Raw genomic sequence first — 11,582 nt, 5'->3', positions numbered from 1 at the left:
CTTCGACTTTTTAAAAATACCCTTTGCCGGTGTCCAGGATTGCTTGACCACTACAGTGCCGCCCCGCACAGGGGCAACGCTAATAGACCACTAACAATGCAAGGAAAGGCACCAAGGCCAGAGCCACGAACAACAAGCGCCGCGAAGGCAAAAAACCTCAAGACGCTGCCACTCCAGCCCGCCGCCCCTTGCGGCCCTCCCACCGAACCCGAATCCGATCCATATAAAGATAAACCACGGGAGTGGTATACAAAGTCAGCATCTGACTAACAATCAACCCACCCACAATAGCAATCCCCAACGGAGCCCGAAGCTCCGCCCCTTCACCACTTCCAAAAGCCAGCGGCAACGCCCCAAGCAGCGCGGCACAGGTAGTCATCATGATCGGCCGGAACCGCAACATACAAGCCTGATAAATCGCATCCTGCGACGACAACCCCTGCCGGGAGGCTTCAATAGCAAAATCCACCATCATGATCGCGTTCTTCTTCACGATGCCGATCAGCAAGATCACCCCGATCAACGCAATGATGCTGAACTCAGTCTTGAACAGCAGCAAAGCCAGCAACGCCCCCACGCCCGCGGAGGGCAGGGTCGACAAAATCGTCAGCGGGTGGATATAGCTCTCGTACAACATCCCCAGCACGATATACACCGCCGCCAATGCGGCCAGAATCAGGATCGGCTGGTCGGACATCGACTGCTGGAACGCCTGGGCCGTGCCCTGGAAGCTGCCGTGGATCGTTCCCGGCATGCCGATCTGCGCCATCGTGTCGTAGATTGCCTGCGTCGCCGTCGATAAGGACACGCCCGGCGGCAGATTGAACGAAATCGTCGAGGCCACGAACTGGCTCTGGTGATTCACCGACAACGGCGTATTCCCCGGCCCGAAGCTCGCGATCGCCGACAACGGCACCATCGTTTCCTTCGAGGTCGATACGGCCGCGCCCGATGAAGCACTCGACTTGCCGCTCGCCGCAATCGAATTGATCGCCTGGTTGCGCGCGGAGTCGGCAGCGATGCTCGCCACGCTCGATGCCGTCGTGCCGGCTGTGCCGCCAGTCGTTGCGCTCGTGCTCGCTGTAGTCGTTGTCTGCGCGGTCACCGTGCCCGCCGGCGCGTTAGTGGTCTGCGCGCCGCTCGCGCTGCCGCCCGAAGTGCTGACGTAAATCTGTTTCAGCATGTCGGGACTCTGCCAGTACTTCGGCGCCACTTCCATCACGACGTGATACTGGTTCAACGGGTTGTAAATCGTCGAGACCTGGCGCTGGCCGAACGCGTCGTACAAGGTGTTGTCGATCTGCGCCGGCTTGATGCCAAGGCGCGAGGCAGTCGCGCGGTCGATCGTCACCATCGCCTCGAGGCCGCCTTGCTGCTGGTCGGAATTCACGTCGGCGAGTTCGGGGCGCGCCTGCAGCGCCTCAGTGAGCTTCGGTCCCCACAGATACAGGTCAGGCGTCGAATCGGCCAGCAGCGTGAACTGATACTGCGCGTTCGATTGTCGGCCGCCAACGCGAATGTCCTGCACCGCTTGCAGGAAAGTCCGCGCGCCGGCCACGTCGCCGAGCGGGGCGCGCAGTTGCTGGATCACCTGGTCGGCGGAGAGCTTGCGCTCGCTCTTCGGCTTCAGCGAAACGAACATGAAACCGGAGTTGGTCTGCCGGCCGCCGGTGAAACCCGCCACGCTGTCCACCGCAGGGTTCTTGCCGACGATTTCCATCATTTCCGAGAACTTGCCTTTCATCGCCTGGAACGACGTGCTCTGGTCGGCCTGAATGCCGCCGATCAGCCGGCCCGTGTCCTGCTGCGGAAAGAAGCCCTTCGGCACGATGATGTACAGCCAGATGTTCAGTCCGATTGTCGCGAGCAGAATCATCACGATCAGGCGCGGATGCCGCAGCGCCCAGCCAAGGGTGCGCTCATAACCGCGATGCATCGACATGAAGCCGCGTTCGAGCCAGAGACCGAAACGTCCTTCTTCCTGTTTCTCATGCGGCTCGCGCAGCAGGCGCGAACACATCATTGGCGTCAAGGTGAGCGAGACGATCAGCGACACGCCGATCGCGAGCGACAGCGTCAGCGCGAACTCGCGGAACAGCCGCCCGACAATGCCGCCCATCAGCAGAATCGGCAGGAACACGGCGACGAGCGAGATACTGATCGACAGCACCGTGAAGCCGACTTCGCGCGCGCCGAGGAAGGCGGCCTTCATGCGCGGCACGCCGTTCTCGATATGCCGCGAGATGTTCTCCAGCACCACGATCGCATCGTCGACCACGAAGCCGGTCGCGATCGTCAACGCCATTAGCGAGAGGTTGTCGATCGAAAAACCCAGCATATACATCGCGCCAAACGTGCCGATGATCGAGATCGGCACGGCCACGCTCGGAATCAGCGTGGCGCGCCAGTTGCGCAGGAACAGGAACACCACCATCACCACCAGCGCCACCGCGATCATCAGCGTGCGCTCGGTGTCTTTCAGCGACGCGCGGATTGTCGTAGAGCGGTCGGCGGCGGGCGCGATGTCGACGTCGGCGGGCAGCGACGCGTGCAACTGCGGCAGCATCCCCATCACGCGGTCGATGGTGTCGATGATGTTCGCGCCGGGCTGGCGGTACAGGATCACCAGCACCGAACGCTTGCCGTTGAAGAGACCCAGGTTGCGCAGATCTTCGACCGAGTCGACCACCTCCGCGACGTCGGACAGTTTCACCGCCGCGCCGTTACGGTACGCGATGACCAGGTCCTTATACTGCGACGCCTTGCTCGCCTGGTCGTTGGTGTAGATCTGCACGCGGTTCGGGCCGAATTCGATCGAGCCTTTCGGGCTGTTCGCATTGGCTGCGGCGAGCGCCGCACGCACGTCTTCGAGACCGATGCCGTAGTGGGACAGGGCATTCGGTTCAAGTTCGACACGCACAGCCGGATTCGCCGAACCACTCACATCCACTTCGCCGACGCCGTCCACCTGCGAGAGCGACTGCTGCAACACGGTGGCCGCCGAGTCGTACAACTGACCGGCGGTCAGCGTCTTCGACGTGAGCGCGAGAATCAGGATCGGCGCGTCGGCTGGATTCACCTTGTGGTACGTCGGGTTGCTGCGCAAGCTCGCTGGCAGATCGGCACGCGCGGCGTTGATGGCCGCTTGGACGTCGCGCGCGGCGCCGTCGATGTCGCGGTTCAGACCGAACTGCAGCGTAATGCGCGTCGAGCCGACCGAGCTCTGCGAGGTCATTTCGGTGACGTCGGCGATCGAGCCGAGATGCCGTTCGAGCGGACTCGCCACGCTGGTCGCAACCGTGTCCGGGCTCGCGCCCGGCAGCGTCGCCTGCACCGAAATGGTCGGGAAATCGACCTGCGGCAGCGGCGCGACCGGCAGCTTGGTGAACGCGAAAATACCGGACAGCGCGATGCCGATCGCCAGCAGCGTGGTGGCGACCGGGCGGGAAATAAACGGACGCGACAGGTTCATCGCTTAAGTCCCTGCATCGGTGGCGGGCGGCACAGGCTTGCCGCGATTGAAGCGTTCACGTGCGCGGCGGGCGAGTGAGTCGAAGCCGAGATAGATCACCGGCGTGGTGAACAGCGTGAGCAACTGGCTGACGATCAAACCACCGGCAATCGCGATACCGAGCGGGCGGCGCAACTCCGAGCCGGCGCCGGTGCCGAGCATCAGCGGCAGGGCGCCGAGCAGGGCGGCGAGCGTCGTCATCAGGATCGGCCGGAAACGCAGCAGACACGCCTGATAGATGGCCTCGCGCGGCGGCTTGCCTTCCTCGCGCTCGGCGTAGAGCGCGAAGTCGATCATCATGATGGCGTTCTTCTTCACGATACCGATCAGCAGCACGATACCGATGATGCCGATGATGTCGAGATCGTGCCCGGTGATCAGCAGCGCGAGCAGGGCGCCGACGCCGGCCGACGGCAGCGTCGACAGAATCGTGATCGGGTGGATGAAGCTCTCGTACAGCACGCCGAGCACGATATACATCGTGACGATCGCCGCCAGGATCAGGAACAGTTCGTTCGACAGCGACGCCTGGAACGCCAGCGCCGCGCCCTGGAAGCGCGTCTGGAACGACGCCGGCAGCCCGACATCCTTCTCCGCCTGATCGATCGCTTTCACCGCCGCGCCGAGCGATGAACCGGGCGCGAGGTTGAACGAAACGGTGGTGGCCGGGAACTGGCTCAAGTGTGTGACGAGCAGCGGCGCCGGTTTCTCGATGAACTTCGCGATCGACGACAGCGGCACCTGGCCGCCCGACGAAGTGGAAGAGGGCAGGTAGATCGACTTCAGCGACTCCGTGTAGTGCTGCATCTGCGGCTGCGCTTCCAGAATCACGCGGTACTGGTTCGATTGAGTGAAGATGGTCGAGATGATGCGCTGGCCGAATGCGTCATACAGCGCGCTATCCACGGTGGCCGGCGTGATGCCGTAACGTGACGCTGTGGCACGGTCGATCTCGATGTAGACCGACTGGCCGTTGTCCTGCAAGTCGGTGGCCACGTCCGCGAGTTCCGGCGATTGTTTCAGCCGGTCGACCAGCTTCGGCACCCACGTGGTGAATTCGCTGATGTTCGGATCGGTCAGCATGAACTGGTACTGCGTCGGGCTGACCGTGGAATCGATCGTCAGATCCTGCACCGGCTGCATGTACAACGAGGCGCCCGGAATATGCGCGACGTCCTGCTGCAACTGGCGGATTACGTCGCTCGCGGTGCTACTGCGGTCGTCGCGCGGCTTCAGGTTGATCAGCATGCGGCCGCTGTTCAACGTGATGTTGCTGCCGTCCACGCCGATGAACGAGGTGAGGCTTTCCACGTCCGGGTTCTTCAGGATCTGCGCCGCGAGTTCCTGCTGACGCTCGGCCATCGACGCATACGACACCGACTGCGGCGCCTGCGTGATCGCCTGGATCACGCCGGTATCCTGCACCGGGAAGAAACCCTTCGGAATGTACACGTACAGCACGCCGGTCAGCACCAGCGTGAGCACCGCGACGAACAGGGTGGAGCGTTGCCGGTTCAGCACCCAGGTGAGCGCGACTGCGTAGCGGGCGATCACCCAGTCGATCGCTTTATGAGCCTTCGCTTCGAAACGGTGGCTTTCATGCGGTGGCGAGTGGCGCAGGAGCTTCGCGCACATCATCGGCACGAGCGTGAGGGAGACGATTGCCGAAATCACGATCGTCACGGCCAGCGTGATCGCGAATTCGTGGAACAGGCGTCCCACCACGTCGCCCATGAAGAGCAGCGGAATCAGCACGGCGATCAGCGAAACCGTCAACGAAATGATCGTGAAGCCGATCTGTTTCGAGCCCTTCAGAGCGGCTTCCAGCGGCGACTCGCCTTCTTCGACATAGCGCGCGATGTTCTCGATCATCACGATCGCATCGTCCACCACGAAGCCGGTCGCAATGGTCAACGCCATCAGCGACAGGTTATCCAGCGAGAAGCCGCACAGGTACATCACCGCGAGCGTGCCGATCAGCGAGAGCGGCACCGACAGACTCGGAATGATGGTCGCGTAGACGTTGGCGAGGAACAGGTACATCACCAGCACCACCAGCACGACCGACATCAGCAATTCGAACTGCACGTCGCGCACGGAGGCGCGGATCGTGGTGGTGCGGTCGGTGACGATCTCCACGTCGAGCGCGGCGGGCAGCGACTGTTGCAGTTGCGGCAGCAGCGCCTTGATGCTGTCGACCACCTGGATCACGTTCGCGCCCGGCTGGCGCTGCACGTTCAGGATGATCGCCGGCGTGTTGTTGACCCATGCGCCGAGCTTGGTGTTCTCCGCGCCCTGCACGATGTTGGCGACGTCCGTCAGCATGACCGGACGACCGCCCTTGTATGCGACCACGGCGCTCTTGTAAGCCTCCGCGTCGGTCAGTTGGTCGTTCGCGTTGATCGTGTAGTTGCGCGTCGGGCCGTCGAAGTTGCCCTTCGGCGTGTTGACGTTCAGGTTCGAAATCGTGGTGCGCAAGTCGTCCAGATTCAGACCGTACGCGGCGAGCGCGCGCGGGTTCGCCTGAATCCGCACGGCCGGGCGTTGACCGCCGGACAGGCTCACTAGACCCACGCCCGCCACCTGCGAGATCTTCTGCGCGAGACGCGTGTCGGCCAGGTCCTGTACCTGCGTGAGCGGCATCGTCTTCGAGGTGATCGCGAGCGTGATGATCGGCGCGTCGGCAGGATTGACCTTCGCGTAGATCGGTGGCGCGGGCAGGTCGGACGGCAGCAGGTTGCCCGCGGCGTTGATCGCCGCCTGGACTTCCTGCTCGGCGATGTCGAGCGGCAGATCGAGGCTGAATTGCAGCGTGATGATCGACGAGCCGGCCGAGCTTTGCGACGACATCTGATTCAACGACGGCATCTGCCCGAACTGGCGTTCGAGCGGCGCGGTGACCGACGAGGTCATCACGTCCGGGCTCGCACCCGGATAGAAGGTCTGCACCTGGATCGTCGGATAGTCGACCTCGGGCAGCGCGGAGAGCGGCAGAAAGCGCAGCGCGACGAGACCGACCAGCATGATCGCCGCCATCAGCAGCGCGGTGCCGACGGGACGCAGAATAAAGGCGCGGGATGGATTCATGCGATAGTTGCCGTGCCTTTATTCCGAGGCTTGCGCCGCGTGTTTGCGATGATGTCCATGCGCGCCGGATGCGCCCGAAGCGGCAGCCGCACCGCTTGCACCGCTCGCACCACGCGCGCCCGAAGCGCCGCGCGGCTTGTCGGCCGGAATCGTGATTTTCGCGCCTTCCTTCAGCCGGTCCGAACCGTCGATCACGACGCGCTCGCCGATCTGCAGGCCGGATTTGATGCTGGTGCGTTCGCCGTCCACTGGACCGATCTTGACCGGACGCACGGTCACCGTGTTGTCCGGCTTCACGACATACACGAACTGACCCATCGAGCCGTTCAGCACGGCCGGCGTCGGCACAATCACAGCGTCCTTGATCGTGTCCACGAGCAGGCGCGTATTCACGAACTGATTCGGGAACAGCACGTTCTTCTCGTTCTGGAAAACTGCGCGCAGTTTGACCGTGCCGGTCGTGGTGTCGATCTGGTTATCCAGGGTTTCGAGCGAGCCGCCTTCGAGCGAGGTGGTGTTGCTGCGGTCGTACGCGGTGACCGAGAGCTTCGCGCCCGTTTGGGTCTGCTGGAGGATTTGCTGCAGGTTGTCTTCGGAGGTCGTGAAGATCACGCTGATCGGCTGCAACTGCGTAATCACGACGATGCCGTTGGTCAGGCTCGGCGTCACGTAGTTGCCCGGATCGACCTGGCGCAAACCGACGCGCCCTGACACCGGCGCCGTGATGCGCGCATAGACGAGGTCGAGCCTGAAGGTATCGATGTTCGCCTGATCGGACTTGACCGTGCCTTCATACTGCCGCACGAGCGAGGCCTGCGTATCGACCTGCTGGCTGGCGATCGAGTCTTGCGAGAGCAGCGTCTGATAACGCTTCAGGTCGAGGCGGGCGGTTTGCAGCAACGCCTGGTCGCGCGCGAGGGTGCCTTGCGCGTTCTCCAGCGAGATCTGATAGGGGCGCGGGTCGATCTGGGCGAGCACGTCGCCCTTCTTGACCATTTGACCTTCCTTGAAATACACGTCCTGCAGCACGCCGCTCAACTGCGGCAGCACGGTGACGTTGGCGAGCGGCGTGACCGTGCCGAGCGCGGTCAGCACGACCGGCATCTCACCTTGTGTGGCGGTCGCCACGTGAACCGGCTGCGGCATGTTGGCGAGGCCGCCGCCACGGCCCCCGCGGCCGCCGCCGCTCGCGCCGCTTGCACCGGCAGCTCCGCTCGCGCCGCCGCCGGGCCCGCCCCACGGATGCCAGCGCCACAACACGATCCCGAGGATGACCAGCGCCGCAACGATCAGCGCGATGTTGCGCCCGCGATGGCTTTCTGCTGCGACCGGTGTGTTGCCGGGACCGCCGACAGGCTTCCCGCTGGTGGACGGTTGCGAACCGGGTTGAGAAGCCGGGGCGGCTGGGCGTGAAGTTTCCGAATGCTTTTGTTGTTCGTCCATCGGTTCGGTCTGGTGGCAGGCTTTGATGTGAGCCGCTCGTGCGCTTGTACCGCTTCAAGAGTTCAGCGGACCGGCACGCAGGCGGCATGACAGGCGGTTTCGACAGCGGACGCGCCGCAAATGTTCAGCGCGATGCTACCCGAGGCGCGGGACAAAGATGTTAACGCATTGCGCCATCATGACAGGTCGGCGGGACGTTATCGAAGGGCAATAGCGGCAAGCCGGGCAAGCGCCCGCGACGGGAATGCGTGATCCTACGTCGCGGGCTCTGTAACAGTCCACCCGTGTATTTTTCTTTTGATTACGAAGGTTACAGTACGAGCGGAGGGTGGCAAGGCAATGTAATGGCCGGCGCGTGCCCACGCGTTTCAATTGTCGAGGCGGCGCCCGGGTGTGCCGCCGATCTCGAGAACGATCTTGCTGATGCATTCGAGCAGGGCCGGCGCCGCGCGCGAGATCAGCCAGTCGCGTGGGCACTGGTCTGCGGCGCCGCCGCAATTGACGGCATAGCGCTCGCCCGAGGGGCCGATGAATCCTGACGCGATGGCGTTCAGGCCGTCGTACCATTCGCCCGTGGCGATCGCGAAGCCTTGCTCCGCGGTTTCCCGTAGTGCGCTTGCCAGGCGGTTGCTGACATGGCCCCAGTCGTCGCCTTCGGCGGCCTGCAGGCCGGTCAGCAATTTTTCCCGCTCCGGTTCAGCAAGCGCCGACAGATAGGCGCGGCCGACTGCCGTGCGGCTGAGGTTCATGCGCGAGCCGATTTCGAGGCGCGATACCAGCACCGCCGAACGTGGCCGGATCGCATCGATCACCACCATGTCGAGGCGGTCGCGTACGGCCAGATGCACGGACAACGCGGTGCGTTCGGCGAGTTCGATAAGGAAGGGGCGCGCCCGGGCCCGGATGTCGAAGTTGCGCAAAAAGCCGTTGCTCAACTCCAATACCGACGAAGTCAGGACGAATCGCTCGCTGTCGGGCAGGCGGAACAGGAACCCTGCGCCGACGAGCGTGGCGGTAATGCGCGAGACGGTGGGCTTTGGAATGCCGGTCAGCTCGGTCAACTCGCGGTTGCTGAGCGGCGCATCGGCCGCGGCGATCGAGCGCAGCACGGTCAAACCCCGTGCCAGCGCGGTGACTTCCTCGCCCGGGCCGTCTTTGTCTTTGGCTGGGCCTGCGGCAGTTCGGGAGGACGTGGGTCGGGTCATATCGTTTTTCTGGAACTATATTTCAATATTCTGTTCGTTTGCCTGTCAGCAACCGTTCCGCAAAGATGCGGCAGAAGCCCCAAAATGGGGCATGAATTCCATTTTTCATCAGAAGATTCATTGTATCGGAATATTTTGCCGAGACGAATGAGGCCTCTTTAGATTTTGCTTGACTTAGTCAGCATAACCATAAAAAATGGAATCTCATTTCGAAAGACGGTTTCAGGTTCTGCATTTTGAAATTCTGAACCAACCGTGGTCCGCGGAGTGTCTGGTCGAGTACCTCTAACAGTCTCCCGTAGCAGTCCACGCAGTGTCTGTCTCGACCCCGGCGTTCAATATCGCGCGCCCGTCCAACTTTCGAATACCGTCTCTCAGGTTCTAGCACGGCCCTCGGAATGGCTAGAACTTTTTAAGGCGTCACGGAAACGTGACGCCTTTTTTTTCGTCCTATGGGCGCACAACAAAGTCTGCGGCATTCCTAAAATGCCCTTTTGTGTGCAACAAATACAGCTCTTCAGTAGCGATGCGGAGGGGGCGGCCGGCGGTGCGGAGGCGGCCGATGATGATGGCGCCTGGGTGGCGGCAGAATCGGGAGCTTCGCCGTTAGCGCGAGCAGGTTGAGGCAGGTGTCTTTTACTGAGCAAGCGTTCCGCGTGCATACGAAGACCATCTGTCGATGCCGACGGTTCCCGTGCAGCGGCTCTGGCCTTTGAAATTGTGCGGGTTCGATACTGGCTGGCGGTGGTACGTCATGCTGCCGCGTCTGCTCGAAGCGAATGCGAGAAAACGGGTTGCTCCGCGGCCAACTTCCGCTTGTTGGCAGTCTGTGGGAACACGTACCAACTGCCGTCATCATGCTTGAAGAAGAACAGCATGTGCGTTCCCGATTGCGACGCGCTTTCGACGCACACGTATCGTCGGCCACCCAGTCTGGTGCGGCTGAAAGCGGTCACACGAACTGGCGTCGCGGGCGTCGGTGCGAGCCATTTTTCGACCTGACAACGCAGGGATTGCCCATTCGTGCTCTTCATGTCGCCCTCCAGCAAGTCTGAAGGCCAGCAAAGTTAGATAGAACGCGGACCACCGGCGTCAGCGCCGGCCTGACATTGGGCCGTCGCTGGCGTTAGCGATAGGCGTTATTGTCCGATTTGCCGGCTCACGTGGTTTTCCTGCTGGTTCAACGCGTAGTCTTCGCGCCTGGTAATGTGGCTGCCGTTCTGGCTCGCCATGTCGCGCTCTTCCTGGCGAATCTGATGGTCATCGCGATGCAGTCTCGCCGCCTCGGCGTGGGACATCTCACCCTCCCGTACTTCCTGGTGAATGCGACGGTCCTGATTCGCGAGGCGATCATTGACCTCGGCACGGCGTGGGTGCGATGCATCCCAGTTCGTTTGCGCCGACGCGGTGCCCACGAATGACAGGGCGAGTGCCGCCGCAGCAGCGATTTTGTAGGCAGCGTTGTGCATGGTCGTCTCCGATTCAGTTGAAGGGCCGGCTTCTAGCCGTTCAACTGCTTAACGTTTCGGACGACCACGATGCTGACCGCGCAGTTGTGAGTTCTGAAACCGAATATTTCGTGACGACTGGGCTGCGGGAAATCGTGCGGACGCAGGGAGATGTTTCAATCTACACGTCTCGTTACACACAAAAACACCGGTAATCTGCCGGCTCAATATAGTGCGCTCACAACTGACTAGTGAGGCGTGTATGAAAAGAGTTTTTGTGCTGATGCTGATGGCCGTATGTCTTGGTAGCGCGCTGGGCGGCTGCATTGTGGTGCCAGCAGGCGGCTACTATCACCGCTATTAAACCGCAGGCAAAGCGGGCGGCGCATGAACAGAAGGCAGATGCGCCGCCGGCAATCCTGAACGGTCTTATTGAACAGTCTTTGTTGGCATGCGGTTGTCTTCAGAGTGCATAGCGGACATGCCCATGTCGCTCGTGGCGGCCGCGGTCTTGCTCATGTCGCCGGGAACCCGGTTCCACGGGCTCGATACGGGCTCGCTGTGATACGTCATTCCTGCCGTCGCGGCACCGTGCGCGCCGCCGCTGCCGTTGCCGCCGTTGCCATTCCCGCCGGCTTGCGCAAACGTTGCAGCGCACGCGCAAAGCGACGCAACAGCCAGACGCGCGAACAGCGCGTTCATCGTCAACTTTTCCATGGTATTTCTCCGGTGATATCGGCATGCGTTTGCAGCGCCGAAGTCTCATAGACCGCTCAAGGCTGACTGGTTGCGTAGCGGCGACGCGCAAGCAGCTACCCGAGTCTGAACAGAACAGCTATTTGCTGAGTCCAGATGTGAGGTATGTGATTCAGTCGCGGTTCGACGCGG

At 62.2% G+C, this 11,582-nt stretch carries 7 protein-coding genes; all 7 read right to left on the bottom strand.

The genetic code is table 11. From position 1 onward, the window contains the following. Positions 1-157: 157 nt before the first annotated feature. On the bottom strand, positions 158-3,472 hold the full coding sequence (locus M0D68_RS24235; protein ID WP_266225608.1) for an efflux RND transporter permease subunit: 3,315 nt from the start codon (positions 3,470-3,472) through the stop codon (positions 158-160). Positions 3,473-3,475: 3 nt separating this feature from the next. After that, entirely contained in the window at positions 3,476-6,598 is a 3,123-nt protein-coding gene (locus M0D68_RS24230) for an MdtB/MuxB family multidrug efflux RND transporter permease subunit (protein WP_266225606.1), read from the bottom strand. Between the two features lie 18 nt (positions 6,599-6,616). After that, positions 6,617-8,041, bottom strand: a complete 1,425-nt coding sequence (locus M0D68_RS24225; RefSeq protein ID WP_266225604.1) for an MdtA/MuxA family multidrug efflux RND transporter periplasmic adaptor subunit — start codon at positions 8,039-8,041, stop codon at positions 6,617-6,619. 368 nt (positions 8,042-8,409) lie between these two features. Next, positions 8,410-9,246 (bottom strand): IclR family transcriptional regulator, encoded by an 837-nt coding sequence (locus M0D68_RS24220; protein WP_200654800.1) that lies wholly within the window; start codon positions 9,244-9,246, stop codon positions 8,410-8,412. Positions 9,247-9,998: 752 nt separating this feature from the next. Next, positions 9,999-10,280: a hypothetical protein gene (locus tag M0D68_RS24215; protein WP_093632300.1), complete on the bottom strand. Its 282-nt coding sequence runs from the start codon at positions 10,278-10,280 to the stop codon at positions 9,999-10,001. Between the two features lie 105 nt (positions 10,281-10,385). Further along, positions 10,386-10,715: a hypothetical protein gene (locus M0D68_RS24210; protein ID WP_200569948.1), complete on the bottom strand. Its 330-nt coding sequence runs from the start codon at positions 10,713-10,715 to the stop codon at positions 10,386-10,388. A 408-nt stretch (positions 10,716-11,123) separates the two neighbouring features. Next, entirely contained in the window at positions 11,124-11,396 is a 273-nt protein-coding gene (locus tag M0D68_RS24205; protein WP_234487215.1) for a hypothetical protein, read from the bottom strand. Positions 11,397-11,582 lie beyond the last annotated feature (186 nt).

Origin of the sequence: Paraburkholderia sp. SEWSISQ10-3 4 (genome assembly GCF_030464785.1) — a bacterium.
In the GTDB taxonomy this organism is placed as follows: Bacteria; Pseudomonadota; Gammaproteobacteria; order Burkholderiales; family Burkholderiaceae; genus Paraburkholderia; species Paraburkholderia aspalathi.
The sequence above is the reverse complement of the archived record's forward strand: the minus strand, read 5'-3'. Positions and strand labels throughout refer to the sequence as shown.

Excerpts from the sequence above, each read along its gene's own strand:
- M0D68_RS24235 (WP_266225608.1), bottom strand. The coding sequence starts at position 3,472 with ATGAACCTGTCGCGTCCGTTTATTTCCCGCCCGGTCGCCACCACGCTG.
- M0D68_RS24230 (WP_266225606.1), bottom strand. The coding sequence starts at position 6,598 with ATGAATCCATCCCGCGCCTTTATTCTGCGTCCCGTCGGCACCGCGCTG.
- M0D68_RS24225 (WP_266225604.1), bottom strand. The coding sequence starts at position 8,041 with ATGGACGAACAACAAAAGCATTCGGAAACTTCACGCCCAGCCGCCCCG.
- M0D68_RS24220 (WP_200654800.1), bottom strand. The coding sequence starts at position 9,246 with ATGACCCGACCCACGTCCTCCCGAACTGCCGCAGGCCCAGCCAAAGAC.
- M0D68_RS24215 (WP_093632300.1), bottom strand. The coding sequence starts at position 10,280 with ATGAAGAGCACGAATGGGCAATCCCTGCGTTGTCAGGTCGAAAAATGG.
- M0D68_RS24210 (WP_200569948.1), bottom strand. The coding sequence starts at position 10,715 with ATGCACAACGCTGCCTACAAAATCGCTGCTGCGGCGGCACTCGCCCTG.
- M0D68_RS24205 (WP_234487215.1), bottom strand. The coding sequence starts at position 11,396 with ATGAACGCGCTGTTCGCGCGTCTGGCTGTTGCGTCGCTTTGCGCGTGC.